At 60.9% G+C, this 26,763-nt stretch carries 26 protein-coding genes and 1 other RNA gene; 14 read left to right on the top strand and 13 right to left on the bottom strand.

Translation table 11 applies throughout. From position 1 onward, the window contains the following. From FHS83_RS05995 to FHS83_RS05980, 4 genes are read left to right on the top strand one after another with little or no spacing between them, the layout of a single operon-like run. Complete coding sequence (locus tag FHS83_RS05995) at window positions 1-1,245, top strand: AAA family ATPase (RefSeq protein WP_167081855.1); 1,245 nt, start codon at window positions 1-3, stop codon at window positions 1,243-1,245. Window positions 1,246-1,251: 6 nt separating this feature from the next. After that, window positions 1,252-2,697, top strand: coding sequence for a TadA family conjugal transfer-associated ATPase (locus FHS83_RS05990; RefSeq protein WP_167081853.1), 1,446 nt, complete (start codon window positions 1,252-1,254; stop codon window positions 2,695-2,697). Between the two features lies 1 nt (window position 2,698). After that, window positions 2,699-3,661, top strand: a complete 963-nt coding sequence (locus FHS83_RS05985; RefSeq protein ID WP_167081851.1) for a type II secretion system F family protein — start codon at window positions 2,699-2,701, stop codon at window positions 3,659-3,661. Window positions 3,662-3,667: 6 nt separating this feature from the next. Continuing rightward, the gene (locus FHS83_RS05980; RefSeq protein WP_167081849.1) at window positions 3,668-4,657 is read left to right on the top strand and encodes a type II secretion system F family protein; all 990 of its coding nucleotides are present in this window, start codon (window positions 3,668-3,670) and stop codon (window positions 4,655-4,657) included. A gap of 38 nt (window positions 4,658-4,695) precedes the next feature. Here the strand turns inward: FHS83_RS05980 and FHS83_RS05975 are convergent, their stop codons facing one another. Continuing rightward, window positions 4,696-5,604, bottom strand: coding sequence for a tetratricopeptide repeat protein (locus FHS83_RS05975; RefSeq protein ID WP_167081847.1), 909 nt, complete (start codon window positions 5,602-5,604; stop codon window positions 4,696-4,698). Window positions 5,605-5,750: 146 nt separating this feature from the next. Here FHS83_RS05975 and FHS83_RS05970 point away from each other — a divergent pair, with 146 nt between their 5' ends. Next, a complete protein-coding gene (locus FHS83_RS05970) occupies window positions 5,751-6,785 on the top strand; it encodes a TAXI family TRAP transporter solute-binding subunit (RefSeq protein WP_167081845.1) in 1,035 nt (344 codons plus the stop codon). 83 nt (window positions 6,786-6,868) lie between these two features. Here the strand turns inward: FHS83_RS05970 and FHS83_RS05965 are convergent, their stop codons facing one another. The 3 genes from FHS83_RS05965 to FHS83_RS05955 all read right to left on the bottom strand — a co-directional run bounded on the left by FHS83_RS05965 (window position 6,869) and on the right by FHS83_RS05955 (window position 9,117). Then, window positions 6,869-7,513, bottom strand: coding sequence for a glutathione S-transferase family protein (locus tag FHS83_RS05965; RefSeq protein WP_167081843.1), 645 nt, complete (start codon window positions 7,511-7,513; stop codon window positions 6,869-6,871). A gap of 9 nt (window positions 7,514-7,522) precedes the next feature. Then, on the bottom strand, window positions 7,523-8,464 hold the full coding sequence (locus FHS83_RS05960; RefSeq protein ID WP_167081841.1) for a 2-hydroxyacid dehydrogenase: 942 nt from the start codon (window positions 8,462-8,464) through the stop codon (window positions 7,523-7,525). A 101-nt stretch (window positions 8,465-8,565) separates the two neighbouring features. Further along, complete coding sequence (locus FHS83_RS05955) at window positions 8,566-9,117, bottom strand: c-type cytochrome (RefSeq protein ID WP_167081839.1); 552 nt, start codon at window positions 9,115-9,117, stop codon at window positions 8,566-8,568. 172 nt (window positions 9,118-9,289) lie between these two features. On the opposite strand from FHS83_RS05955, the gene FHS83_RS05950 reads away from it, so the two are divergent. Together FHS83_RS05950 and FHS83_RS05945 are read left to right on the top strand one after the other, a co-directional pair. Beyond that, window positions 9,290-10,036: a 3-deoxy-manno-octulosonate cytidylyltransferase gene (locus tag FHS83_RS05950; RefSeq protein WP_167081837.1), complete on the top strand. Its 747-nt coding sequence runs from the start codon at window positions 9,290-9,292 to the stop codon at window positions 10,034-10,036. A 13-nt stretch (window positions 10,037-10,049) separates the two neighbouring features. Further along, entirely contained in the window at window positions 10,050-10,952 is a 903-nt protein-coding gene (locus FHS83_RS05945) for a prephenate dehydratase (RefSeq protein WP_167081835.1), read from the top strand. Between the two features lie 63 nt (window positions 10,953-11,015). Here the strand turns inward: FHS83_RS05945 and FHS83_RS05940 are convergent, their stop codons facing one another. After that, window positions 11,016-12,545 (bottom strand): tannase/feruloyl esterase family alpha/beta hydrolase, encoded by a 1,530-nt coding sequence (locus FHS83_RS05940; protein ID WP_167081833.1) that lies wholly within the window; start codon window positions 12,543-12,545, stop codon window positions 11,016-11,018. Window positions 12,546-13,195: 650 nt separating this feature from the next. Then, the gene (gene nudC, locus FHS83_RS05935) at window positions 13,196-14,083 is read right to left on the bottom strand and encodes an NAD(+) diphosphatase (RefSeq protein ID WP_167081831.1); all 888 of its coding nucleotides are present in this window, start codon (window positions 14,081-14,083) and stop codon (window positions 13,196-13,198) included. A 145-nt stretch (window positions 14,084-14,228) separates the two neighbouring features. On the opposite strand from nudC, the gene ffs reads away from it, so the two are divergent. The 3 genes from ffs (at window position 14,229) to recR (ending at window position 16,711) form a co-directional block, all read left to right on the top strand. Further along, window positions 14,229-14,323, top strand: an RNA gene (gene ffs, locus FHS83_RS05930) — signal recognition particle sRNA small type. Between the two features lie 25 nt (window positions 14,324-14,348). Beyond that, a complete protein-coding gene (locus FHS83_RS05925) occupies window positions 14,349-16,115 on the top strand; it encodes a DNA polymerase III subunit gamma/tau (protein WP_208414247.1) in 1,767 nt (588 codons plus the stop codon). Beyond that, complete coding sequence (gene recR, locus FHS83_RS05920; RefSeq protein WP_167081829.1) at window positions 16,115-16,711, top strand: recombination mediator RecR; 597 nt, start codon at window positions 16,115-16,117, stop codon at window positions 16,709-16,711. The genes FHS83_RS05925 and recR overlap by 1 nt, the downstream gene beginning before the upstream one ends. Here the strand turns inward: recR and FHS83_RS05915 are convergent, their stop codons facing one another. The 4 genes from FHS83_RS05915 to FHS83_RS05900 all read right to left on the bottom strand — a co-directional run bounded on the left by FHS83_RS05915 (window position 16,712) and on the right by FHS83_RS05900 (window position 20,921). Further along, a complete protein-coding gene (locus FHS83_RS05915) occupies window positions 16,712-17,128 on the bottom strand; it encodes a hypothetical protein (protein ID WP_167081827.1) in 417 nt (138 codons plus the stop codon). 101 nt (window positions 17,129-17,229) lie between these two features. Beyond that, the gene (locus FHS83_RS05910) at window positions 17,230-17,667 is read right to left on the bottom strand and encodes a hypothetical protein (RefSeq protein ID WP_167081825.1); all 438 of its coding nucleotides are present in this window, start codon (window positions 17,665-17,667) and stop codon (window positions 17,230-17,232) included. 46 nt (window positions 17,668-17,713) lie between these two features. Next, window positions 17,714-19,228 (bottom strand): DNA recombination protein RmuC, encoded by a 1,515-nt coding sequence (locus FHS83_RS05905; protein WP_167081823.1) that lies wholly within the window; start codon window positions 19,226-19,228, stop codon window positions 17,714-17,716. 49 nt (window positions 19,229-19,277) lie between these two features. Beyond that, entirely contained in the window at window positions 19,278-20,921 is a 1,644-nt protein-coding gene (locus FHS83_RS05900) for an alpha-L-fucosidase (RefSeq protein WP_167081822.1), read from the bottom strand. A gap of 129 nt (window positions 20,922-21,050) precedes the next feature. On the opposite strand from FHS83_RS05900, the gene def reads away from it, so the two are divergent. The 3 genes from def (at window position 21,051) to truA (ending at window position 23,307) form a co-directional block, all read left to right on the top strand. Continuing rightward, window positions 21,051-21,569: a peptide deformylase gene (gene def / locus FHS83_RS05895; protein WP_167081821.1), complete on the top strand. Its 519-nt coding sequence runs from the start codon at window positions 21,051-21,053 to the stop codon at window positions 21,567-21,569. Window positions 21,570-21,652: 83 nt separating this feature from the next. After that, complete coding sequence (fmt, locus tag FHS83_RS05890) at window positions 21,653-22,570, top strand: methionyl-tRNA formyltransferase (RefSeq protein WP_167081820.1); 918 nt, start codon at window positions 21,653-21,655, stop codon at window positions 22,568-22,570. Continuing rightward, complete coding sequence (truA, locus tag FHS83_RS05885) at window positions 22,570-23,307, top strand: tRNA pseudouridine(38-40) synthase TruA (RefSeq protein ID WP_167081819.1); 738 nt, start codon at window positions 22,570-22,572, stop codon at window positions 23,305-23,307. Before fmt ends, truA begins: the two co-directional genes overlap by 1 nt. On the opposite strand, the gene murI is transcribed toward truA, so the two are convergent. After that, window positions 23,301-24,107: a glutamate racemase gene (murI, locus tag FHS83_RS05880; protein ID WP_167081818.1), complete on the bottom strand. Its 807-nt coding sequence runs from the start codon at window positions 24,105-24,107 to the stop codon at window positions 23,301-23,303. The genes truA and murI overlap by 7 nt on opposite strands. Before the next feature lie 100 nt (window positions 24,108-24,207). Between murI and FHS83_RS05875 the strand changes: the two genes are divergently transcribed. Further along, window positions 24,208-25,182 (top strand): succinylglutamate desuccinylase/aspartoacylase family protein, encoded by a 975-nt coding sequence (locus FHS83_RS05875; protein WP_167081817.1) that lies wholly within the window; start codon window positions 24,208-24,210, stop codon window positions 25,180-25,182. A gap of 98 nt (window positions 25,183-25,280) precedes the next feature. Here FHS83_RS05875 and FHS83_RS05870 read toward each other — a convergent pair whose 3' ends face one another. Then, window positions 25,281-25,796: a DUF805 domain-containing protein gene (locus FHS83_RS05870; protein WP_167081816.1), complete on the bottom strand. Its 516-nt coding sequence runs from the start codon at window positions 25,794-25,796 to the stop codon at window positions 25,281-25,283. A 135-nt stretch (window positions 25,797-25,931) separates the two neighbouring features. Next, complete coding sequence (locus FHS83_RS05865) at window positions 25,932-26,756, bottom strand: 2,3,4,5-tetrahydropyridine-2,6-dicarboxylate N-succinyltransferase (RefSeq protein WP_167081814.1); 825 nt, start codon at window positions 26,754-26,756, stop codon at window positions 25,932-25,934. Window positions 26,757-26,763: the final 7 nt, after the last annotated feature.

Genomic DNA, 26,763 nt, shown 5'->3' with positions numbered 1-26,763 from the left:
ATGAATACGCGTCTGCCCGATCAGCCTTTTGGTGCCGCGCCGCACGAACGTCCGGTGCCGCGCATCACCATTCAGGCTTTTTGCGAATATCCCGATACGGGTGCCGCCCTGCAGCGCGCCGCTGCCGATCGCCGCTTGGCCAAGGCGCAGCTCACGGTTCAGCTTGGCGGTGTCTCCGCCGCGGTCGAATATTTCGAAGGCCAGGTCACGCCCAACCTTCTCATTGTCGAGACCAGGCTTGGCGCCGCCGATGCGCTAGCCGAGATTGATCGTCTCGCCGATGTCTGCGATGCGGCTACCAAAGTGGTGGTGATTGGCCGCGTCAACGATGTCGAGCTTTATCGCGAATTGATGCGCCGCGGGGCTTCGGAATATCTCGTGGCGCCGCTCGATCCTGTGCGCCTTATCGAGGTGATCTCGGGCCTTTACGCCGATCCGGAACGCCGGCCCTTGGGGCGTGTGGTGGCCTTCATGGGTGCGCGCGGCGGGGCTGGTTCCTCCACGATCGCCCAGAACACCGCTTGGTGCATTGCAGAAGAGTTGCAGATCACCACGACCATTGTTGATCTCGATCTCCCCTTTGGCACGGTGGCGCTGAATTTCAACGATGAGCCCGGTCAATCGGTCGCCGATGCCCTGGCCACGCCAGAGCGTCTCGATGATGTCCTGCTCGAGCGCATCCTCTTGAAGCGGGGCGATTATCTGTCCCTCTTCGCCGCACCCGCTGTGCTGGATCGAGAATTCGAGCATGGGCTGGAGGCGTATGAATCGGTTCTCGATGTCGTGCGCCAGTCCACATCCTGTGTGGTGGTGGATTTGCCGCGTGTCTGGAGCCCTTGGGTGAAATCGACGCTGATCGCTGCTGACGAAATCGTCATCGTCGCCAATCCCGATCTCGCCTCGCTGCGCAACACCAAGAACATGATGGATGTGTTGCGGGTGAATCGCCCGAACGATCTGGCGCCGCGTTTGGTCCTCAACAAGACGGGCTTGGCCAAGCGGCCTGAGATCCCGGCCAAGGATTTCGCCGATACTATCGGCCATGATGCAGCGCTGGTTTTGCCATATGAGCCGCTGCTGTTCGGTCAGGCGGCCAATAACGGTCAGATGATCGCCGAGCTCGGTCAGAAATCTCCGGTGGTGGATGGCATTCGCCATTTCGCCGGTCTTCTCACCGGACGCAAGGCGGCTCCGCCCCAGAGGAGCTCGCTTTTCTCGCTGTTTGGAAACAAGAAGCGGGCATAACAGGCGATGTTCGGCAAGCGCGGCACAGCAGAGGTAAAAACGGCGCGAGCTCCGGCTCCCGTTGGCGCGCGTGAAGAGCCGTTGTCGTCGTTGGGCAAGATTCCGCCGCCGCCCAAAGCTGCGGCTATAGCTGTTGCTCCGCCGCCACCTCCACAGCCTTTTGCGGGCGACAATCGCTCGGAAGATTATTATCAGATCAAGGCCACGATCTTTTCCGCCCTGATCGACACCATCGATCTGGCGCAGCTTGCCCAGCTCGATCCGGATTCGGCGCGCGAAGAAATCCGCGATATCGTCAACGAGATCATCGCCATCAAGGCGGTGGTGATGTCGATCGCCGAGCAGGAACAGCTTCTCCAGGACATCTGCAATGATGTCCTCGGCTATGGCCCGCTCGAGCCGCTTCTGGCCCGCGACGACATCTCCGATATCATGGTCAACGGCTCGGGCCGCGTCTTCATCGAAGTCGCGGGTCGCGTGCAGATGACAAATGTGCGCTTCCGCGACAATGCGCAGTTGATGAATATCTGCCAGCGTATCGTCAGCCAGGTCGGCCGCCGCGTCGACGAATCCTCGCCCATTTGCGACGCTCGTCTGCTGGATGGCTCGCGCGTCAACGTCATTGCACCGCCACTGGCGCTGGATGGCCCAACCCTCACCATCCGCAAGTTCAAGAAGGACAAGCTGAAGCTCTCTGATCTGGTGCGTTTCGGTTCGATCTCTGAAGCGGGCAGCCGCATCTTGGCGGTGATTGGGCGCTGCCGCTGTAACATCCTGATTTCGGGCGGCACCGGTTCGGGCAAGACCACGCTGCTCAACTGCCTCACCGCCTTTATCGATGGCGACGAACGCATCATCACTTGCGAAGACGCCGCCGAATTGCAACTCCAGCAGCCGCATGTGGTGCGCCTGGAAACCCGCCCGCCAAATCTCGAAGGCCAGGGCCAGATCACCATGCGTGATCTCGTGCGCAACTGTCTTCGCATGCGTCCCGAACGCATCATCGTGGGCGAAGTGCGCGGTCCGGAGGCCTTCGACCTCTTGCAGGCCATGAACACCGGTCATGATGGCTCCATGGGAACGCTGCACGCCAACTCCCCGCGCGAGGCAATGTCCCGCCTGGAATCGATGATCACCATGGGCGGGTTTTCCCTGCCCACCAAAACGATCCGCGAGATGATCGTCGGCTCCATCGATGTCATTGTTCAGGCCGAGCGTCTGCGCGATGGTTCGCGTCGCATCACCGCCATCACCGAAGTGGTCGGCACCGAAGGCGATGTCGTGATCACGCAGGACCTTTTGACCTTCGAGTTCCAGGGCGAGGATGAGACCGGCAGGCTGCGCGGGCGCCATATCGGCACCGGCATTGTGCGGCCGAAATTCTGGGATCGCGCGAGCTATTTTGGCCTCGAGAAAGAACTTTCCGAAGCCCTAGATCAGTTGCAGGTGTAGCATGCTGTTTGTGCTCGCCACCGTTCTTTGCGTGCTCCTCGCCGGTGGGGCATATGTCGTCCATGCGGGTGCAGGCAATGCCGCCACGCAAAAACGCATCGCTGCGCTGGGTAAGGCTGAAGTGCGTGGCGCCAAGCCGGATCCTGCCGTCAGCCGTAAACGCAACATGCAAACGGCGTTGAAGGATTTCGAGAAGAAGCAAGCGGAGAAAAAGCCTCAGCTCACGCTGCGCCGCCGCCTTGACCAGGCCGGGCTTTCGAACGTCAGCGAGAAGAGCTTCTATATTGCCCAGGTTCTGATTGCTCTGAGTGCGCTTCTTTTCTGTGTTGCTGAAGGCCAAAGTTATCTGGTGGTGATCCTTGGCACCTTTGCCGCCGGGTTGGGGCTGCCGCGCTGGACCTTGAATATCCTCAAAGGGCGCCGTGAGAAGCGCTTCACAGAGGATTTCGCCAATGCCATCGATGTGATCGTGCGCTCGGTGAAGTCGGGTCTTCCCACCAATGATGCTTTGCGCATCGTGGCGGGAGAGTTTCGCGATCCTGTCGGCGGCGAATTCAAGCGTCTGACCGAGAATATGAAGATGGGCCTCACCCTCGAGCAGGCCTTGAAGAAGATGTATGACTCGATGCCGACCTCAGAGGTGTCCTTTTTCGGCATCGTGATGTCCATCCAGCAGAAGACGGGCGGCAATCTCGCCGAGGCGCTTGGCAACCTCGCCGGTGTGCTGCGCGACCGCAAACGCCTGCAGGGCAAAATCAAGGCGATGAGTTCGGAAGCCAAGGCTTCGGCCTGGATCATCGGCTCGCTTCCCCCTGGTGTTGGCGGGATCGTCTATCTGACCGCGCCCAACTACATCATGCCGCTGTTCACTGAGCGTATGGGCAATCTGCTTCTGGTGGGCTGCGCGATCTGGATGGGGATCGGTATTTCGGTGATGTCCAAAATGATCAACTTCAAGCATTGAGGCGTCATGTTCGGCAGCATCAACATCGTGGATATGGTGTTCGATCCGGGCTTTCTGGTCACGGCTTGTGTTGCCGTTCTCGCCTTCGCTACCATCGTCACCTTGGCGCTGCCGGCGCTCGAGCGTGATACGCTGAATAAGCGCCTGAAGTCGGTTTCGCAGCGGCGCGAGGAATTGCGCGCGCGCCATAAGGAACAGATTTCGGGGCGCAAGGGCACCTCGCTGCGCGCCGATCCGGTGGGCGGTGCCAAGCTCATCAAGAAATTCTCCGACCGCTTCGATCTTGCCAAGCTGGTGGCATCAGAGGATTCGCAAGGAAAGCTCGCCCAAGCGGGCCTGCGCGGCCCCACGCCCTTGATGGTCTTCAACTTCTTCCGTTTTGTGATGCCGTTTTTGGTGTTCGCGGTGGCGTTGCTGTATCTCTTCCTGATCACCAATTTCGCCTGGGCGCCCATGGTTAAGCTCATGGTGGCGATGGCGCTCACCCTGATGGGCTATTATTTTCCCGACCTCTACATCACCAACCTCATCCAAAAGCGCCAGCAATCGATCATGGCGGCCTTTCCGGACGCGCTGGATCTTCTCCTGATCTGTGTTGAATCGGGCATGAGCGTGGAAGCGGGCTTCGCCAAGGTGGCCGCCGAAATCGGCCAGTCCTCGGCAGAGCTGGCAGAGGAGTTCGCCCTCACCACGGCCGAGCTGTCCTATTTGCCGGATCGCAAGCAGGCGTTTGAGAATCTCGCCAAGCGCTGCGGCCATCAGGGCGTCAAGGCGGTGGCGACTGCGCTGAACCAGGCTGAACGCTATGGCACTCCGCTGGGTCAGGCCTTGCGTGTCTGCGCCCAGGAAAATCGCGACATGCGCATGATGGATGCCGAAAGAAAGGCTGCCGCGCTGCCTGCCAAGCTCACCGTGCCGATGATCTTGTTCTTCCTGCCCTGCCTGTTTGTCGTAATCATGGGCCCGGCGATCATGAAGATCAGCCATGTGATGTGACGCGCCGAGGCGCCGTCGCAGTCTTTAGCTGAAACCGATTACAGCCTGTCGCCGGAAAGCCGCAGTGCCGGAACGCCGTCGCCTTGCTTCGGTTTTGCGGGTTTGGCCGCCACGGGCGCGGACTTGTCGAGCGATTTATCCGCGGTCTTGACCGCCGCGGCCTTCTTCACCGGGCCCGCTTTGGGATCAACTGGGACCTCTTGCATCACCACCTTGGCACCTTCGGCCCCTGTCAGGGGGCGGGGGGCGGTGGTGGGTGCCGCCGCCACGGACTTGGCCGCGACAGAGGCTTTTGCTTGTGGGGCAGTTTGCGGGGCAGCCGCGGCCGGGGCTGCCGCCGCTGCGGTCAGCCCGCCGATCAAGGCCTCGTTGCGCGTCACGCGCGGGTCTTTGGAGCTGGCCGAGGCCTGCCCGATCATCGCCTTCGCGGCGATAAGATCTCCCGCCAGGGCGCGCGACAGCGCAAAATTGTTGAGCACCGCCGCTTCGCCGGGGCGCAAATTCAAGGCGTGTTCGTAGGAGAGTTTGGCGTTGGCGTAATCGCCCGCGCCGTCAAAAGCTACGCCCAGCGCGGAATAGAGCGTCCAATCGTTCGGCACGATCTGGACGGCGCGCTTGAGAAAATCCAGGGCTTCGCTCGTGCGGCCCTGCTGCACCAGCACTTTGCCGTATTCAGAGATGATCCGCCCATCGTCGGGATTGACCAGCATGAGCTGGCTCAACACTTTGACGGCTTCGCTAAGATCGCCCCGCGCGCGGGCAGCCTGGGCTTGGCGCAGGCCGCCTTCCACGCTGTCATTCAACTGGGCCTGGCTCAGCTTCGTGTTGGCAGGCTTATCCTCGGCATAGGCCATGCCTCCAAGGAGTGCCGCTCCCGAAACCAGCCCAGCCAGCACCAGCCTCAGCCTGGGACGGCGCGCGGAACGCTCGATACGAAGCCTCAACATGGAAAAGCCTTTCGCCTAAGGAGCCTAGAATGGGCCGAACGCGGTCAAAAAAGGCTTAAAATTCAGGCTTCTTGCTTTGCACTTCGGGGTTCGGCCATGGTTGGGCTGCCCAAAACCCGTCGCAAAGCTGTGCGAGCACATCAGGAATGAAATTTCGCCTTTTCGCCGCACTGATCTGCCTTTTGCCGGCTGCCGCCGCGCTGGCGCAGAACCTGCCGCCGCGACGTTCTTTCGAGATCGCGACGGGGCCGGTGGCGGGCACCTATTTTCCCATGGGCGAACTGATCGCGCGGGTGGTGAGCCACCCTCCAGGGCTCGCGCGGTGCGAGCGTAATGCCCTTTGCGGCCCGCCAGGCATGGTGGTGCTGGCAAAAAGTTCCGACGGGGCGGTTTTCAATGTACTCGCCGTCAATGCTGGCCTCGCCGCGTCGGGGCTGGCCCAAGGCAATGTCGTGGCCGATGCCGTGGCCGGGCGTGGGGCTTTCCGCAAGCAAGGCCGCCAGACCCATATCCGCGTCATGGCCGATCTCTTTCCGGAATCGATGCAGATCCTGGTGGCGCGCAGTTCGCCGATCAAATCGGTGAAGGATTTGCGCGGCAAGCGCGTCTCGCTCGGCAATCCCAATTCGGGCGCCGATGTCATCGCCGGGGAAATCCTCGCCGCCTATGGGGTGCGCCCAAAGGCGCTTCTGCGCGAAACCTATGAGGTTTCAGGCGGCCTTTTGCGCAAAGGCAAGATCGATGCGCTGTTCTTCCTCGGCGGCGCGCCCAATCCCCTCATCAGCGATTTGATCGGCCGTGGTGATGCCCGTCTCATCCCTATCGATGGTCCGGGCCGGTCGCGGCTGATCGCCAAGGTGAAAGGCCTTTCGGCGGATATCATCCCGCCCGGCGCCTATCGCGGCACCCCGCGGGTGGAGACGATTTCCTGCCATACGCTTTGGATCGTGAAGGACAGCGCCCCGGCTGATGCGGTCTATGACCTGGTGCGTGCGCTCTATCACCCCTCCAACCGCCAGATTCTCGCCGATGGTCCCAGCCCGGCGCAGGAGATCAAGCTCGGCGAGACCATCAGCCTGCTTTCGGTGCCGCTGCATCCCGGCGCGGCCAAGTTCTATCGCGAGGCGGGCCAGTTACCTGCGCCCCCACCGGTAAAGCCGTTGCCCAAGAAGAAACAATAAACTTTCCGTCCCCGCGGAGCACTAGCCGCTGGGTTGCTCACTCGTGAAATAGCGGGGGAGGTGTCGCGAAACGACGGAGGAGGTTACCGCCAGCCTGCTTCCACTTCGGCCTTCGCGCCTGCCATCCATTCCTGCATCGCGGGCAAGGCCATCATGCGCGCCGCATAGGCTTCGCTCGCTTTCGGCAGGGTGATGCCATAGCTCAAAAAGCGCGACACCACTGGGGCATACATGCAATCGGTGATCGAGAAATCACCGAACAGGAAATCCCCGCCGGATTGCGCCAAGGCCTCTTCCCAGGCGGCGATGATACGCGCGATCTGCTTTTGCGTGGCTTCGCGCAGCTCCGGCATTTCCATCTTCCGCGCGAAAAACATCGAAAGCTGATCGCGCACATCCGGAAAGCTCGAATGCATTTCCGCACAATACGACCGGGCCTTGGCGCGCAGGAACACATCTTCCGGCCAAAGCTTGGCCGCGGGAAAATGCTCCGCCACGAACTCACAGATGGCGAGGCTGTCCCAGATTTGATGCGATTTTCCGTCTTCTTCCCACACCAGCACCGGCACTTTGCCGCCCGGGGAGTATTGCGAAATGGAGGCGCGCGTTTCGGGCACGTCCAAGCGGATCAGCACTTCATCGAATGTCACGCCCGCAGCTTTCAACGCCAACCAAGGGCGAAGGCTCCAGCTTGAAACATTCTTGTTGCCGATAAAGAGCGTGCTCATCTTTTTCTCTCAATAAGCCGCATTCACATCCACCACGGTCGGCGGCACCTCGCCGCGCTCGAAAGCGGCAATACCGTCGCGCACATAGGCGAGCACCACAGCGGGCTGCGAAATCGCGGCGATATGGGGCGTCACCGTCACTTTGGGGTGGCGCCAGAGCGGGCTTTCGACCTGTAAGGGTTCCTGCTCGAATACATCCAGCACCGCGCCCGAAAGATGGCCGCTTTCGAGCGCCTCCAACAGGTCGGATTCGATGAGGTGTCCGCCACGCGCCACATTGATCACCACAGCATCCTGAGGCAGGGCCGCGAAGGTCGAGGCGTTCAGAATGCCCACGGTTTCGCGCGTCAGCGCCAGAAGGTTGATGAGAATATCGGTCTTGCCCAGGAAGATCTTGAATTCCTCCGGCCCGGCAAAGCTCGTCACCCCTGGCACGGCCTTGCGGCTGCGTGTCCAGGCGCGCACGGGAAAACCGAGTTCCACCAGAAGACCCGCGGTATAGCTGCCGATCTCGCCCAACCCCAAAAAGCCGATATGGGTCTCTTCGGTGCGCCGTTCCAAGACGCGCTGGCGCCAGTTCGAGTCTTTCTGGCAGTCATCGAAGAAGCGCTGCATGCGATGATGGATCAGAACATGCATCAACACATATTGCGCCATCTCGGCGGAAAGGGTGCGATCGACGAAACGCACCAGCGGCACATGTTTGGGATAACTCGGGTCCGATAAGAACCCATCCACGCCGGCGCCTAGCGAAAATGCGGCTTTCAGATTGGGCAAGCTCGCAAGCAGCCCCTGCGGTGGGCGAAAGCTCAAGACGTAATGAATATCGGCGGGCTCATACGAATCCTTGCCAGCAACGACCACCTCCACAGAGCCCAGCGCGGTTCCTGCCAGCCCGGCCCATTTCATCGGTACGATCATCAATAATTTGGGCTTGGAAGAATGCGCCATGGCAAAAATCTCTGATCAAATTTCGCTAAACATGCCCCTCGCATGCAGCAATGTCACCGGCAAAGCTGCCGCATGAGTCTATCACTTCTTCTCAGGGCCCATCACTTCTTCTCAGGGAATGGGGCCGGGCTATCGGCTTGCATGCGCAAGAAAGCCAGAAGATCGATACGATCCTGCGCGCTGCGAAGTCCGGCAAAGCTCATCTTGGTACCGGGCACGGTGGCTTGCGGCGCCTTCAAGAAAACGAACAGCTTCTCGTAATCCCACGGATCATGATTGGCCGCCATGGCGCTCGAATAGGAAAATCCGGGATGGCTGGCGCGGGCGCGCTCCACCACGCCCCAAAGATTGGGACCGATCTTGTTAGGGCCGCCTTTGGAAAGATCGTGGCACTGCTCGCAGCGGGCAGAGATCTCCTTGCCATGGCCGACATCGGCCTTGGGCAGCAAGACAGCGAAGTCGGGCAGGGCTTCGGCCTGCGGCGCTGCGGCTGCGGTCTGGCCCTGGGCTTCCTCAGGCACCTCCACGACATAGCCGGGCTTCGACGGCTCTGGGGAGGTGTAGATCGCTTGTGCGACCAAATTGATGACCAGAACAAACAGCACCGTGCCCAACACCGCCCCGGCGATCTTGTTCCACTCCCAGGAATCCATAAGGTCTGGCTCCGCGTTACCCGGCCGCTTTATAGGCTGAACCGGGGCAGTCTTGCACCGGATCGGCCTTGCACTGGACCGCTAAGAGTACAAAAACAAACGCACCTCTCCCTGCAATCGAGTCTTGCGGAGTGGTGCGGCGGACTGTCGCATAAGTTCAGGGGGATTCCCAATGAAACCGATCATTCTCATCCCGGCCCGCATGGCCTCCACGCGCCTCCCCGGCAAGCCGCTTGCCGATATTGGTGGTGTGCCGATGATCGTGCGGGTCTGGCAGAAGGCGGTTGAGACGGGCGTTGGCCCCGTCGTGGTGGCCTGTAGTGAGCCCGAAGTGCAGAAAGCCATCGAAGCGGCAGGCGGGCGCGCGATTCTGACCAAGCCGGAACTTCCCTCTGGCTCTGATCGCGTCTGGGCTGCGCTAAACGCCGTGGATCGCGCCTTTGAACATGACCTCGTAGTCAATTTACAGGGTGACCTTCCCACCTTTAATCCCGCCATCATCAAAGCGGCTATCGATGCCATGGTAACGACGGGGGCTGATATCGGCACCTGCGCCGCAGAGATCGAGGACGAAAAAGAAGCCGACAATCCTTCCGTCGTCAAAGTGGTGGCGACCTGGGATGTCGGCGGCACCCGCGGCAAGGCCCATTACTTCACCCGCGCCAAGGCGCCTTGGGGCAAAGGTCCCTGGTTCCACCATGTCGGGATCTACGCCTACCGACGCGAAGCCTTGCAGCGCTTCATCAACCTTCTGCCCTCTCCGCTGGAAGGTCGCGAAAAACTGGAACAATTGCGTGCCATAGAAGCCGGCATGACGATTGCGGTGGGGAAGGTGGATGAGGTTCCCTCAAGCGTCGATACCCCTGCCGATCTCGAAAAAGCCCGCGCCCAGGTAGCCAAAGAGAAAAAGTTGGCCTGAGAGAAAATAGGACATGAGCACTCTGATCGCCCGCGCCAAGACCGTCGCCTTCCAAGGGGAAGCCGGGGCCTATGCCAATCTCGCCGCCAAGGAAGCCATTCCGCATGCGGAGTTTATCGGCAAGCCCACCTTTGAAGCCGCGCTTGAAGCGGTACGCCAGGGCGAGACGGATCTGGCTTTTGTGCCGGTGGAAAACTCGGTCTATGGCCGCATCGCCGACGTGCACCAGCTGGTGCGCCATTTTGGCCGCGCGGTGAAAGGCTTCGTGCCGGACAAAGGCGGGCGCGATCTTTTCATCCTGGGTGAACATTTTCACCGCGTGCGCCATCAGCTTCTCGGCGTTAAAGGCGCCAAGCTCGAAGACGTCAAAACCGTCTATAGCCAAGCCCCAGCGCTCGGTCAGGTGCGCAAGGTGGTGAAGGAATTGGGCCTCGTCGAAAAGCAGTGGTACGACACGGCAGGTTCCGCCCGCCATGTTGCCGAGCTCGGTGATCCCACTTGTGCCGCCGTGGCTTCATCGCTCGCGGGCGAGATTTACGGCCTCGACATCCTCAAAGCCGATATCGAAGATGCCTCCAACAATATGACGCGCTTCCTGATCGTCGGCGGCGAGCCGGAAGATCCGCCCAATGACGGCAGCGCGGTGATCACCACCTTCCTTTTCGGGGTGCGCAACATTCCGGCGGCGCTCTATAAGGCGCTGGGCGGCTTTGCCACCAATGGCGTGAACATGACCAAGCTCGAAAGCTATCAGCTTGGCGGCTCCTTCAACGCCACCGAATTCTACGCCGATATTGAAGGCCATCCCGATAGCCGCAATGTGCGCTTGGCGCTGGAGGAGCTCTCCTTCTTCTCCTCCCGCGTCATCATGCTGGGCATCTACCCCGCCCACCCCTATCGCAACGAAATGCCGTAAAACCTCAACTTTTCTGCCCCCACGAAGAGGGGGAAGTCCGGCCGGAGGCCGGGAAGGGGGCCCTTATTCCCCCTTCTTGTTCGGCATTTTGCAGATGAAGTTGGCCGCGTCGTTGGTCGATCCTTCGCCTTTGTAGACGGCGACTTTCGGCTCGGCGCAGAGCGGGCGCGTCATGGTCACGCCGCCATCGGCTCCGGTATGGGTGGCGATCAGCACGTCTGGAGCTTCGCTTTTTTCCACCCAATTGACGATAGCGGAATTGCTGTCAAAGCTGTTGGGGCCTTCGCCACCGCCGCAATGGCCCATCGAGGGCACCATGAAGAGGCGCAGGAAATTCTCCGCCCCCGGCGTTTTCTTCGTAACGTTCGCCGCGTAATCGATGCTGTTATAGGGCGAGAGCACGTTATCGGCCCAGCCATGATACATGATCAGTTTGCCGCCGCGTGCTTTGAAGGCGGAAAGATCTGGATTGGTCGAGTTCAAGATCGGCCCCAATTCCTTGCCGAGCGCGGGCAGATCGCGGTCGGGGTCAAAACTCGTCGCCGTCCATTTGGGCTTTTCCTTCAGCGCTTGTGGCAGCATCAAGGTCTCTAAGGGATCGCTGCCCGCGGGGTATTCCACCGGCGCATTGGCGAGGATACCAAGCGGCTTGCCGGGATAAAGCTTTTGGGCCTTCGGCGTTCTCTGCGGCCCATAAAGGGTTTTGGCGCGCGCGATTTGCGCCTTGGTCAAGCACTCGGTGCCGCCATCCTTTTTGCAGAGCAGCTTGGACCAATCGAATTTGCACTGGCGCGGATCGGTGATGAAGCCGTCCTTCACGCCATCCTGTGCGTCGCACTGCGCGATCTGCGCCTTGGCGATCAGGGAAAGCTTCGCATAAGGAATATCGCTGTTGGGGATTTGCCGCGCCCGCCAAGCCAGCGCGAAGGCATTGGCTTGCAGCCGCACGAAATTAATCGCAGGCGCGCCCGCCACGATGCCATCATAGTCTTCGGGATAGCGCTGGGCTTCCGTCAGCCCCTGCCAGCCGCCCGAGGAACAGCCGGTGTAATAGGATTTCTTTGGGCCCGTGCCGTAATAGGCCGCGATAATTTTCTTGGCATTCATCGCCATCAGATGATGGGCGCGATGGCCGAAATTCTCGACCCTATCGGGATGGCCTTTCACCCAGCTGGAATCGAAAAAGCCCGTCGGGGTTTCATGGCCGGTATCGGTAGAGGCGGTGGCAAAGCCGCTGCGCATCACATCGGCCATGGAGGGAAAATTGATCCCGCCCGTCAGCCCGCCATTGCCGACGGCTTCGAAACGCTGATTCCAGATATCGGGCAGCCAGACTTCGACCTTGATCTCTTTTTCGATGGTCAGCGCCACGCGGCAGAAAGAGCTATGCGCCACCGCCCGCGGTCCCAGCGAGCCATTGAAGGGCGAGGCGGGATATTTCCAGCCCGGCTCCACGCGTTCTGCAGCAGTTATGCGCACATTCTCGAGCCGCAGCTCTTTCAGCTCCGCGCAAGCAAAGCCGCTCGCCTGAGCCGCCATCGCCGCAGCCGCCGCGCCTGCCAAAAGCCCCGCCGCAAAGCCGATTTTCCGCATGGTATTCCCCGCCCGTGTAATTGCCGTCTTTATCGCAACGCTATCGCCGCCAGCCCCCGCTTGTCATCCCCGGCGAGCCCGCGCCGCAAGCTGTTTGTGGTGAGGCGCGGCCTTTTGCGCGCGGGCGAGGGAAGGGGATCCAGGTGGAGAAATCTGCTCCGCCGCCTGAAGTTTGGTTACGCTTTGTTTTCGAGATTTTCTTTGCGATGCGACCTGGATCCCCTTTCCCTCCTGTTCTTCGCGCTGCTCAGAACATTCGGCCGGGGATGACAGTGAGAGCTTAGTGGTGGCTGTGGAAACTCCGTGCAGGAAGCTCTGACCGACAGCCATTAGTTCGCAAACGGATAATTTCTTGGCTACGAACCAAATCGCGGTCACGAAAAAGATTGCTACTAAGGCCGCAGCCGGAATTCCCCAGCCATGTCCTTGTATGTGCGCGCCAAGCAAGCTGAATTTGAATGAATCTCGCACAAACGCCTCCTATGCCCTATTGGCAATTTCAAGCGAAAACGATGGCAGGTGATGCCGTGTCAATGGCCCGTGCCCACGCTTCGCATCCAGGATGGCGCAGGTTTTCGTTCAGATTCAGGGGGAAGTACTTCCGCAGGTAATGCTGAAGGGGGAGTTTAGCCGGGCGAATCAGCCCACTTTCACCCCTCCACCCATCCCTTGATCAGGTGATAGGCGATGGCGATGGGCTGCGGGCCTCTGCGGCCTTCGAGGTCTCCGTCGATCAGCGCGCGCGCTTCGTCTTTCGTGTACCAAGCGGCATCGGCGATTTCGTTGTGATCGATCTTGAGATCGAAGCTTTCCGCCTCGGCGTAAAAGCCAAGCATCAGCGCGGCAGGAAATGGCCAGGGCTGACTCGCGACATAGCGCACATTCTTCGCCCGCACGCCCGCCTCTTCATAAAGCTCGCGCGCCACAGCTTCTTCCAATGTCTCGCCCGGTTCCACGAAACCGGCGAGCGTCGAATAAAAATCCGGCGCCCAATTCGCGTTGCGCGCCAGAAGGCCTTTGCCTTCGTGGGTCGCCAGCATGATCACGGCAGGATCGGTGCGCGGGAAATGTTCGGCCTGGCAATTGGGGCAGGCACGTTTATAGCCCGCATCGCCGATCACGGTTTTAGTGCCGCAGCGGGCGCAGAAGCCATGGCGGGCATGCCAATCGAGCATCGCCTTGGCTTGGGAAAGAATCGCGAGGTCTTTCTTGCGCAGCATCGGGGCGGCGGGGCGCAGTTCCTGGAACTCGCCGAAGCTCGCAAAGCGCTCAGGTGCATTGTCCAGGCGGGAGACATCCAGCGCGAAGAGCGCCGTCTCCCCGTCCATGCCGAGAAACACTTCGGTCGCCCCGGCCAGATCCTGCACAAAATCGCGCGGCAGCTTGGCGGCGGAGAGGATCGGGCTGCCCGTCACCAGAACTTGCAGATTCCACAAGGGCAAAACCACCTGCGCCTGGGCCGTGAGCCAGCCGGTATCGCCCCGCTTATCCGAGCGGCGGTCCAAGGGATTACCGGTGAAAGGGATTTTGCTACTCATGCGTGCGATGCGTCTTACCTAAGCCCACAGGAATAATGCCCGCCAAATGTGGCCGCAGCGGGCCGGTTCCGCCAATTTGACCCGTCAACAGCTTCATTTCAAAGAGAGACTCGCATTCTGCGGCAAGCTTCTCTATATCCACCCCGGGAACCGGCGGTGGACGGAACGCTCGCCAACCCGGTCAGGTCCGGAAGGAAGCAGCCGTAACGAATCCGGTCCGGGTCATTGCCGGTTCCCACCTAAATCCTCCATTCCCGGGCGAGCGATGGACGAGAGCGACGAACCTTCCTTGGGTATGGATTTGGGCCCCGCGCCGGGCGCCGCCGCTCAGGCCGAATACAAGGTTCTCGCCCGCAAATACCGCCCCTCCGATTTCACCGGATTGATCGGCCAGGAAGCCCTGGTCCGTACCCTCTCCAACGCCTTCGCGACGGGCCGTATCGCCCATGCCTTCATGCTGACCGGCGTGCGCGGGGTGGGTAAGACGACCACTGCCCGCATCATCGCCCGGGCGCTGAACTGCATCGGTGCGGATGGCAAAGGCACCGGCCCCACCATTCAGCCTTGCGGCGTCTGCGAACCTTGCCGGGCCATTGCCGAATCCCGTCATGTCGATGTCCAGGAGATGGACGCCGCCTCCCGCACCGGTATCGACGATGTGCGCGAGATCATCGAGGGCGTGCGCTACGCCCCGGCCTCGGCCCGCTACAAAGTCTACATCATCGACGAAGTGCACATGCTGTCCAAGCAGGCCTTCAACGGCCTGTTGAAGACGCTGGAAGAGCCGCCGCCGCATGTGAAGTTCGTCTTCGCCACCACCGAAATCCGAAAAGTCCCGGTCACGGTGTTGTCGCGCTGCCAGCGCTTCGACCTGCGCCGCATCGAGACGCCGGAATTGATGCGCCACCTGGGCAACATCGCTGAGAAGGAAGGCGTGAAGATCGAGGAAGCCGCGCTCGCGCTTGTCGCCCGCGCCGCTGAAGGCTCGGTGCGCGACAGCCTCTCCTTGCTCGATCAGGCCATCGCCCATGGCACCGAAGAGATCATCACCGCCGATGTCATTCGCGGCATGCTGGGCCTTGCTGATCGCGGCCGCGTGCTCGACCTTTTCGAAAAGGTGATGTCGGGCAATATGCCCGAAGCCCTCACCCAGCTGGGCGAGCTTTATGATCGCGGCGCCGATCCCATGGCGGTGCTGCAGGACCTTCTGGAAATCGTGCATTTCCTCACCCGCATCAAGGTTGCTCCTGGCGCCGAAGGTTTCTTTGATGGCGCCTCCTCGGAAGCCAAACGCTCGGCCGAGATGGCGGGCAAGCTTTCGGTCCCCTCGCTCACCCGCGCCTGGACGATGCTGCTGAAGGGGCTCTTCGAAGTGCGCGATGCCGCCCGCCCGGTGCAGGCGCTCGAAATGGCGCTGATCCGCCTTGCTTACGCCGCCGATCTTCCGCCCACCGATAAGCTGGTGCGGGATCTGATGGATGGTGGTGCAGCTCCCGCAGGCCGTGGCGCGCCCGCGCCGTCTGGGGCTCCGGGCTCCGGTCCGCGCATGGCGGTCTCCAATGAACGCCCGCAGGCTATGGCCGCGGTACAGCCAATGGCGATGGCCTCTCAAGCCCCGGTCTTCAAAAGCCTCGAAGACCTCGCTGCCTTTGCGCAGAAGAACAATGCGCCGCTCTTAAGATTCCAGCTCGAGAACAACGTCCATCTCGTCAAGCTTGAGCCCGGCCGTTTGGAGTTCCGTCCTGCGCGTCATGCCCCGCCATCGCTCGCTGCCGATCTGGCGCAGAAGCTGAAGGATTGGACCGGCACGCGCTGGCTGGTCACGGTGGCCCGCGAAGGCGGTGCGCCGACCCTTGCTGAGCAGAAACAGGCCGTCAAACAAGCCCGCTATGAAGCGGTGCTGCAGCAACCCATTGTACGCGCGGTGCTGGATCGTTTCCCGGGCGCGGAAATCATGGCGGTGCGCGATGTCGCTGGCGAGGATACCGCCGCTCCGATGCCGGAATCCGATTCCGATAGCGACGACGAGTAATGTCCACCATCGGTCCGGAAATCGAACGCCTCATTCAGCTCTTGGCGAAACTGCCGGGCCTCGGTCCGCGCTCGGCTCGCCGCGCCGTGCTGGAACTGCTTAAGAAGCGCGATGTCCTGATGGAGCCTTTGGCGCTCGCCATGCAAGAGGCCGCCGCCGCGATCAAGACCTGCGAGATTTGCGGCAACCTCGACACCGCCACGCCCTGTTCGCTCTGCTGTGATCCCCGCCGCGATTCCAAAGTGATCTGCGTGGTGGAAGATGTCGCCGATCTTTGGGCGCTGGAACGCGCCGGTGTGTTCCGCGGCCGCTATCATGTTTTGGGCGGCGCGCTCTCCGCGCTGGATGGCATCACACCGGAACGCCTCAATGTTGCGTCCTTGATCGCCCGCGTGCGGGAGGGGGTGGAGGAAATCATCCTTGCCATGAACGCGACCGTGGAAGGCCAGACCACAGCGCATTATCTCCTCGATACGCTCGAGGAAACCGGCGTCAAGGTCACCCGCCTTGCCCATGGTGTGCCGGTTGGTGGCGAGCTTGATTACCTTGACGAAGGCACGCTCTCCGCCGCCTTCAAAGCCCGCCGCGCGCTGTAACTACGCCCAACCCAGCCATTTCACGGCCTCTTCCTCATTATGGAAGGTGGCGTGTTCGGTGTTGGGGAAAAGCGCGACATTGACCTTGGCGAGCATGGCGAAGAACTCATCGCGCACGATATAGGCGTTCTTATTGCCGCAATAATCGCCCTTGGGCATCACGTCATTGATCTTGGGAATGACCTTCCAATCGATCACGCCGGTGAAGTCGCGCATATCGACCAGGGCCGAGAAATGGTCCTCTTGCAGCAGCCCCGCCGCCCGCGCTTCGCCGATGATGCCCACGATATGCTCGGAATGCAGCGCGCCTTGAATGCGGAAAATCAAGCGGCAAGGCTGAACCTCGAGGCTGATCATGCCTTCGGGAAAGCTGCGGCAGAAATTATGTCCTGCTAATGACGTGGAAGGCGGCGCCATCGAGGTCCTAGGTTTGTTGCGGCGCTAAGTTTCCGCCGTAATTCTCAACAAAACGGAAAGACCCACCCAGCCTATAAGCCTAGGGCTTTCCCTTACTTCCGTCAGCTCCAGCCGAGCCAGGCCAAGGCGTCTTCCTCGCATTTGAAGGCACGGCATTCGGTTTGGGCGAAGATGGCGCGGGTAACGTCGGCCGTCAGGGCGTAATAATCGTTGCGCACCACATAGGCGTTTTTGTTGGTGCGGCTGTCGCCCTTGGGCATGATCTCGCGAATGTCGCGAATGGCATTCCAATCAATCTCGCCGGTGAAGGCGGAAAAATCGATCAGGGCATTGAACTGGTCAGACGCCAAGGTTTCCTTGGGCTGCCCGTCGCGCAACACCCCGATCAGATGCTCGAAATGGATCGAGCCTTCCATGCGCAGCACCACACGCCCGGGCGAAAGCGCCAAAAACGCCACGCCACCTGCTCTTTCGCGAACAACGATCTTCGCCCCTGGATATCGGGCGGCAAAGGTCTCTTTGGTAATTCGCTCCGCCATGGCCCCCTGCCACGAAAGTTAGCTATAGATTCTCTTCATGGTTGTATTATTCCATGTCGTCTGGCAAGGGGAGGCCTAGGATCTCCGCTGTCTCTTCCGCAGGAAGCGCTTCTACCTCGCGCAATTTGCGGTTCATCACATTGGTGCGGGTGCCAAGCTTGTCGATGGTATTGGTCGCGGCACTAAGCTGCTTCTTCAAGGTTTCTACCACCTTGCCATGGCTCGCAAACTCGCCCTGCACCGCGCTTAAGAGCTTCCAAACCTCGCCTGAGCGCTTTTGCAAGGCCAAGCTGCGGAAACCCATGGAGAAGGCGGAGAGCTGGGCGGTCAACGTGGTCGGCCCGGCGATGGAGACGTGATAGTCGCGCTGGATTTGCTCCATCAGCCCCGGGCGGCGCACCACTTCGGCGAAAAGCCCTTCGGTCGGCAGGAACAGGATGGCGTAATCGGTGGTGTGCGGCGGGCAGATGTATTTGTCGTGAATGTCCTTGGCGCAGGCCTTCACGCGCACCTCCAGGGCATCGCTGGCGAGTTTCATCGCCTCCACGTCCCCGCGCTCTGAAGCTTCCACCAGACGCAGATAGTCTTCCTGTGGAAATTTGGAATCCACCGGCATCAGAATCTCATCGCCTTCATCGCGGCCCGGCAGGCGGATGGCGAATTCCACGCGATCATTGGTCTCTGGCTTCACCAGCGTATTGGTGGCGTATTGGTTGGGTGCCAGCATCTGGTCGAGCAGCATGCCAAGCTGAACTTCGCCCAGGATGCCGCGCGTCTTCACATTGGACAGCACCTTTTTCAGATCGCCCACACCGGTGGCCAGCGTCTGCATTTCGCCAAGCCCTTTATGCACGCGGTCAAGCTGCTCTGACACCGTGCGGAAGGACTCGCCCAGACGCTTTTCCAGTTCCGTCTGCAGCTTCTCATCGACGGTCTTGCGCATCTCGTCGAGCTTTTCGCTGTTTTCCTGGCGCAGCTTGTCCAGGCGCCCTTCCACCGTCTGGCGCAGCGCTTCGGCGGCTTGGCCTTGCTTTTCGATCAGCATGTCGAGGGCCGAAAGCAGCTTATCCAGCCGTTCCTTTTGATGCGTGCCAAGACCGGAAAGGGTTTCGGTCAGGCTCTCGCGGGTTTCCTTGAAGCTTGCCGCCAGGGCTTCGCGGGTTTCGCGCGCCGCATCCACCAGCCGCTTGTCGGTGGCATCGAGCTTTGCTTCCACCGCCGCCCGCATGGTGTCGCGCTGGCTCGCGGCTTCTTCCGAAAGCTTCTTCATATCGGCGTCGAGTTTCTGGCCGATGGCGGTGATGGGCGTGCGGATGGCCTCGACACCGGCATCCAGGCGCTTTTCCAGGGAATCCTGTCCGCCGCGCAAGGCCTCGCTGATTTCCTGGCGAAGGCCGCGCATTTCCTCGCTGACATGGCTGCGGATGCGGTCTGCCTCGCTCCTGAGAACCTCGCCGCCCGTATCGGCGCTTTGGCGTGGGCGGAAGGCCAGGATCAACAGCCCCAGCGTGACCACCAGGGCCAAGGTGACGATCTGCAAAATAAGAGGAAGGGAAGCCATGCGCCGACTCTGGTTTTAAGGAATCGGCGCATTCTACCTGATTATGACGTCAGATCAGGCCTTGGCCTTGGATCTTCAGCGCGACGCCGAAATCATGACCGGCTCCGGAAGGCAGGTTCACCACCAGGCCCGTCGAATCTTGCGTGAAGCTGAGCGGTGCGGTGGCGCCCACCACTTCTACACGCTCGGCTTTGCCGTCTTTGACCGCTGGCAGAAAGATTTTGCCGCTGGTGGGCCGTCCCATGGTGATGGCGTAAAGCGCTCCGGCCTTGGTGGTGTAGCGGATGTCTTCGGCGGTAAAGGATTTCATCTTCTCTTCGCCGAAGGCGCCGCCGGTGATCGAGGTGGGGCCTTCGCCGTAAAGCTTCCAGGGCCGCGTGCCATAAATGGCCTCGCCGAAGCGGCCCATCCAAGAGGCGATGTCCTCCACAATGGCGCGTTCTTTTTCGTCGATAGTGCCATCGCTGCGCACCGGCACGCTGAGCAGAAGATTGCCGTTCTTGGAGACCACATCGCAGAGGAAATGGATCACCAGCGCGGCGCTCTTATAGCCGCCGCGTTCATAGAGCGGGCGGCTGTAATGCCAATCGCCAAGGCAGGTATCGGTCTGCCAGGGGGTATTGCCAATTTCGCCATGAAGCCCGCGTTCGGTATCTTCCACCACCCCTTTGCGGCGTGCCTCGGGCACGTATTTGCAGTTGATCACCGCCTCGACTTTACCGTGCCATTTCAGGCTGGCGTTATAGTAATGGGCGGCGATATCGAGCCCCGCCTGGCCCAGGGGCAGTCCGGTGTTGTCGAAATAGAGAAGATCGGGCTGATAGGAATCGATCAGATCCTTGCAACGCAGGAACCAGGAGCGCGTGAAGGCCGGACTGATCATCGGCGGGTTCTCATCCCAGACGCCATCATGCTTTTCGTGCCAGGCGTCGGCCTCTTTGATCGAGGTGAACCCGTCCGGCATGGGCATCAGGCGGCCGGAATAAAGCTCCTGCGGATCAAGCCCTTCCCACCATTTGCCTTTGCCCATGGCTCTGGTGAGGTTGTAGGCGTCATAGCGCTGGCCCCGTCGTGCCCCTTCCGGATCATAGCCATTGGCGACTTGCAGCCAGTGCCAGGAATGGGCTGAGTGGTTGGAGACGCCAAAGTGCAAGCCCTTTGCCCGTGCCGCCTTCGCGAACATGCCGAGCACGTCGCGCTTGGGACCTACCCGCGTGGCGTTCCAGGCATGGAACTTGGAGGCATAGGTGTCGAAGTTGTCGTGATGATTGGCCAGCGCCACGAAATATTTCGCGCCAGCCTTGGCATAGAGGTCGAGAAGGGCGTCGGGGTCGAAATGCTCGGCCTTCCATTCGCGGATCACATCGATAAAGCCGCTATCGGCGGGATGGCCCCAGCGCTTCAGGTGGTGGGCATAAACGGGATCGCCCTGCAGATACATCTTGCGGGCATACCAATCGCCGAATTCCGGGGCGCATTGCGGCCCCCAATGGGCCCAGATGCCGAATTTGGCGTCCCGAAACCACTCCGGCGCGGTATAGCCCCCCGTCAGGGATGCCCAATCCGGCTTGAACGGGCCGCTGGCGATCTCCGCCAGACCTTCCCCCCGCGCCATTTCTGGCAAGCTGGCGGCTACGCCTAGCGCGGCTGCGGTTTTAAACAGTGTTCGTTTGGCGATTTTGCTCCCGGTCATGCATTCCTCCTGATTTTTTTGTTGAGGCGGTTATAGAGCAATAGGGCTCATTTATCATACAAAATGGTGTGAGGCCCGCCCGGGTTTCCCTGGCTTGACCCTCAGGGCCGCTGACCCTATCTCCTGGCCATGGCCATTCGCGAAATTCTCACCGCCCCCGATCCCCGCCTCAAAGAGGTTGCTAAGGACGTCTCCAAAGTAGACGGTGCCATCAAGACCCTGGCGGCGGATATGCTTGACACCATGTATGACGCTGAAGGCATCGGCCTTGCCGCCACCCAAATCGGCGTGGCGCTGCGCGTCGTGGTGATCGATGTCGCCCAGAAGGATGGGGAAAAGAACCCCATGGTCTTCATCAATCCCAAGATCGTGTGGGAATCCGATGAAGTCGCCAATTTCCAGGAAGGCTGCCTTTCGGTGCCCGATATCTGGGACGAGGTGGAGCGCCCGGTCGCGGTGAAAGCTGAATATCTCGATCTCGACGGCAAGAAGCAGGTCCTCGAAGCCGATGGGCTTCTGGCCGATTGCCTGCAGCATGAGATCGATCATCTCAACGGCACGCTTTTCATCGATCACCTCTCGCGCCTCAAGCGCTCCATGGCGATCAAGAAACTGACCAAGGCCAAAAAGGCCAAGGAAACCGCGTAAGCGCAACCTTTAACCTCCCCCCGGTGGGGAGGTCGTCCGCCATAGCTGCGCAGCAGCGAAGGGGGACGGGTGGGGGGACACCCATGACCCTTAGACTCGCTTTCATGGGCACGCCGGATTTCGCCGTGCCGCTGCTCGCCGAGCTGATCGCCGAAGGCCACGACATCGCGGCGGTCTATTCCCAGCCCGCGCGCCCCAAAGGCCGTGGCTTGCAGGAAGAACCTACCCCGGTCGCCAAGCTGGCGCTGAACCATGGCCTTCTCGTCCGCACACCTGTCTCGCTGAAAAATGCCGAAGCGCAGGCAGACTTCGCCGCGCTGAATCTCGATATTGCGGTGGTCGCCGCATACGGCCTCCTCCTGCCCAAAGCCATCCTCGATGCCCCGCGCCTTGGCTGCTGGAATCTGCATGGCTCGCTTTTGCCGCGCTGGCGGGGGGCCGCCCCGGTGCAGCGCGCCATCATGGCGGGGGACGAGAAGACCGGTGTCATGGTTATGCGCATGGAAGAGGGGCTCGATACCGGCCCGGTTCTGATGACCGAAGAAACCCCCATCGCGCGCAAGACGGCGGGCGAGCTGACAGACGAGCTCGCAAAAACCGGCGCCAAGCTGATGGCCCGTACTTTGCGGGAAATGGAAGCGGGAAACCTCGCCGCTATGCCGCAGCCGGAAGAAGGCGCGACCTACGCCAAGAAAATCCTCAAAGACGAAGCCCGCATCGATTGGACGAAATCCGCCGCGGCGGTGGACGCTCATATCCGCGGCCTCTCGCCTTGGCCCGGCGCCTTTACCGAGGCCAATGGCGAGCGCCTGAAAATCCTTTATGCCGAACCTGTGTCTGGCAGCGGTGCGCCCGGCACAGTGCTGGATGATCAGCTCACCATTGCTTGTGGCGAAGGCGCGGTGCGCCTCATCCGTCTGCAACGCCCCGGCAAATCCGCCATGGTCGCCAGCGACCTCTTACGCGGCTGGCAACTCCCAAAAGGCACGAAGCTCGTCTGATGCCGCGCTACCGCATCACCATCGAATATGACGGCGGACCGTTTGTGGGCTGGCAGCGCCAGGATAATGGCCCGTCGATCCAGGGCTCGATTGAAGCTGCCATCAAAGCCTTTTCCAGCGAGACCGTCACCATCACCGGGGCAGGCCGCACCGATGCGGGCGTGCATGCGCTGGGTCAGATCGCCCATTTCGATCTGCAAAAAATCTTTGCGCCGAACAAAGTGCAGGATGCGCTCAATCATTTCCTGCGTCCCGCGCCCATCGCGATTCTAGAGGCCGCCGAGGTGGCGCCCGATTTTCACGCCCGCTTCTCGGCCAAGGCGCGTCACTATCTTTTCCGCATCATCTGCCGCCGCGCGCCGCTGGTGCTTGAACGCGGTCACGCCTGGCAAGTAGTGCATGACCTCGATGCAGACGCCATGCATGAAGCCGCGCAATATCTCGTTGGCCAACACGACTTTACCACCTTCCGCGCCGCCGAATGCCAGGCGCAATCGCCGGTGAAGACCATCGACAAGCTGACGGTGCGCCGCGCCCTCGATGAAATCAGCATCGAAGCCTCCGCGCGCTCTTTCCTGCATCATCAGGTGCGTTCCATTACCGGCACGCTGAAACTCGTGGGTGAGGGCAAATGGCGGCCTAAGGATGTGAAGGCGGCGCTCGAAGCTTGCGACCGTTCCCGCTGCGGCCCCGTCGCGCCGCCCGATGGACTGCATCTGGTCAGGGTGGATTACTGAAGATCCACCTGCTCCACTGCGCCGGGATCAATTGGTTCGCCGAAGAAGATCTCGCCTACGCGCGCGAAGCGGTCCGGCGCATCGGTGACAAGGAACTTATGCGGCCCCTGCTTTGCCGAAGCCTTAAGGTCGCGCAATTCCAACAGCTCCGCCACCGCGTCTGCCGTGATCGCGGCGCTGTCGACCAGCGCGATATCCGGCCCTGCCACGCCCGCGATCACCTTTTTCAGCACTGGATAATGCGTGCAGCCCAGCACAAGCACTTTGGGTTTGGGCAATTGTGCCAGGAGGGGTTCGAGATAACGCCGCGCCACGGCTTCCGGGATCGGGCCTTCGGTCAAACCTTCTTCGGCCAGCGGCACGAAAAGCGGGCAGGGCTTCTGCACCACCGGGGCGGAGCTCCTATCATGGATGGCATGGACATAAGCGCCGCCCTTCACAGTGCCTTCGGTCGCGATCACCGCCACCGGCCCGTTCGGAGCCATACGCAAGGCCGCTTCCGCACCCGGCTCGATCACACCCAAAACCGGCATCGGCGCCAGTGCCTCTTTCAGATAAGGCAGGCCCACCGACGCCGTATTGCAGGCGATCACCACCATCTTCACGCCGCGTTCCGTCAGCGCATGGGCGGCTTGCAAGGCATAGCGGCGCACCGTATCGGCGCTCTTGGTGCCATAAGGCAGGCGCGCGGTGTCACCGAGATAGATGAACTGTTCGCCCGGCAGCTTTTTGGCGAGCGCCGCCATCACGGTCAGCCCCCCCATGCCGGAATCAAAAACACCGATAGGAGCGTTGTTCATAGCGGAGTGGGGGCGGGGTTTGCCCCGGCTGTTTGCGCCCTTTTCCGGCGCTTGGAAAGGGGGCATGTTGCGCCCTCATTGTGCCGCCCCGGAGCCTTAAATGTCCGCCTATAGCGAGAAAAACCCGTCCCTGCGCGTCCTTACCTACCGCTCCGGGCGTCCGGGCCCCAAGCTTCTCATCACCGGTGCCGTACATGGCGACGAGATTGCCGGACCCAAGGCGATCCGCGAGATCGAGTCCCTCTTTGCCGAAGGAAAGCTCAGCCTCACCCGCGGCCAGCTCACCTTTGTGCCAGTGGTGAATGCCAAGGCTTACGCGCAAGGCACGCGCATGGGGGATCGCAATTTCAACCGCGATCTGCGCTTCAAGACGGTCTTTGCCGAATATGAAGACCATATCGCCAATGCGCTGTTCCCCATCCTCGCCGAGCATGACGTGCTGCTCGATCTGCATTCCTTCGCCGATCCGGGCAAGGCGTTTGTCTTCGTCGGGCCAGAGGATAACAACGGCAATCTTGAACCCTTTTCCCATGCCGCCGCCGAGCGTGCTTTCGCCAAATCCTTGGGCGTCGATACCGTGCTGATGGGATGGCTCTCGGCCTATGAAAAAGCCGTCATTGCGGTGAAGAAGTTGGCGGCGAAAAAGGGCGAGGCGGAACCGCTGGTCAATCCGATGATCGGCGTCGGCACCACCGAATTGATGCGCCGCCTGGGCGGTTATGCCGTGACGCTGGAATGCGGCCAGCACCAGGACCCGCATAATGTAGAGGTTGCCAAACGCGCCATCATGGGGGCGCTCAATCATTTGAAACTGGTCGAGCCGGTGGAAGATTTCGCGCCCGTCTCGCCCGCCACCTATCGCTTGACCGAAGCCATTATCCGCCATTCACCTGCGGATCGCTTTGTGAAGCTGTGGAAGCACTTCGATCCGATCAAACAGGGCGAGCCCGTCGCCATCCTCGAAGGCGAGGGTGAAGTCAAAGCGCCTTATGACGGCGTAATCGTTTTTCCGTACACGGACGCCAAGCCCCTCACCGAGTGGCTCTACTTCGCGAAAACCGAAAAGGCGCTTTGACGTTATTCGTCATGGCCGGGCTTGACCCGGCCATCCAGCCTTATTGCTCGAACCAGGACGAAAAGTAGCCATGACGCCCCGCTCGCTGCGCCTCCCGTTTATTGCGCCGGTTCTCCGGCAAACGGGTTGATCACCGGCCGAGGCAGAGGATCAGGGCCATACTCGTTTTCTCCAATGCTGCCGCCAAAGCAAAGCAGCTCCAGGAACGCCCAAAAGCTCAAGCCAAAGCTGATCAGGGTAACGAGAACGCCGAACCATCCGTAAGGCGTGTGCGCAGACAATCCGCCGGGAAAGAGCAGCCTTGCCAGCTCCGGCAGCGCCCAAAACGGTATCAGCCACCAGGCGCTTTTCTCGCGATCATGCAGCCGCCGCGTGGTAACAGCCAGCCCAGCAAGCGTGATGACGCAGAAGGTGAGTAAGATAGATAGCAGAAGTAACTTATCCGCGGTGGGGGCGTGGCTCAGTATCTCCGGCGCCTGTGCGAATACATCGGCATCCCGAATGGTTGCAAAACTTCCTCTCAGGACTAGCACCAACACTATGCCGGCGATGGTGAATTTCCAGATATCGGCCCGGCTGGCCCGGCCGCGAAAACTGAACAGAAAGCCCAACATCTATGCCCCCATAATCTGTACGGGTATCATATCACAACTCATCGTGGTGTCAGCTGCGACGGTTCTGCAAGTTTTCCGGTTCTGTTTGGGCAGCGAGCCTCGGCTGATCCGCTCCAGCTCTCGCGATGGCGCGCACTATCCCCTCAGCAGCTCGTTGATCGAGGTCTTGGCCCGCGTCCCTTCATCCACGCGCTTCATGATCACGGCGGCATAGGTTGCGGGTTTGCCGGGGGCGGCGGGCAGGGTGCCGGAGACCACCACGGAGTAAGCCGGCACCCGGCCAAAGAAGGTCTCGCCGGTGGCACGGTCGATAATGGTCGTGGATGCGCCAATGGTCACGCCGCTCGCGATCACTGCGCCGGTTTCGACACGCACGCCTTCGGTCACGGCGGCGCAAGCGCCGACAAAGCAATGGTCCTCGATGATCACCGGGCCAGCCTGCAGGGGTTCCAACACGCCGCCGATCACCACATTGGCCGAGATATGGCAGTTCTTCCCGATCTGGCAGGCCGAGCCGATGGTGGCAAAGCTATCGACCATGGTGCCGTCGTCGACATAGGCGCCGATATTCACGAAGGACGGCATCACGATCACGCCCTTGCCGAAATAGGCGCCGCGGCGGACGAAGGCGCCCGGCACGCTGCGGATACCGGCAGCACGGAACTCGGCCTCGCCCCAGCCCTGGAATTTGGTTGGCACCTTGTCCCACCACACGCTGCCGCCCGGGCCAGAAGAAATCTCGCCATTATCGGTGAGGCGGAAGGAGAGCAGAATCGCCTTCTTCACCCATTGGTTCACTACCCAGCCATCGGCGCCCTTTTCGGCGACACGCAGGCGTCCGGCATCGAGCGCCGCCAGAACTTCTTCCACCGCCTCGCGCACCTCGCCCGTGGTGGCGAAATTGATTTCGGTGCGGTTTTCCCAGGCAGCATCCAGGACGCGAGCAAGTTCAGACGACATTGGCGGC

Source organism: Rhizomicrobium palustre, from assembly GCF_011761565.1.
GTDB lineage: Bacteria > Pseudomonadota > Alphaproteobacteria > Micropepsales > Micropepsaceae > Rhizomicrobium > Rhizomicrobium palustre.
This window is presented reverse-complemented; position numbering and strand designations above follow the sequence as displayed.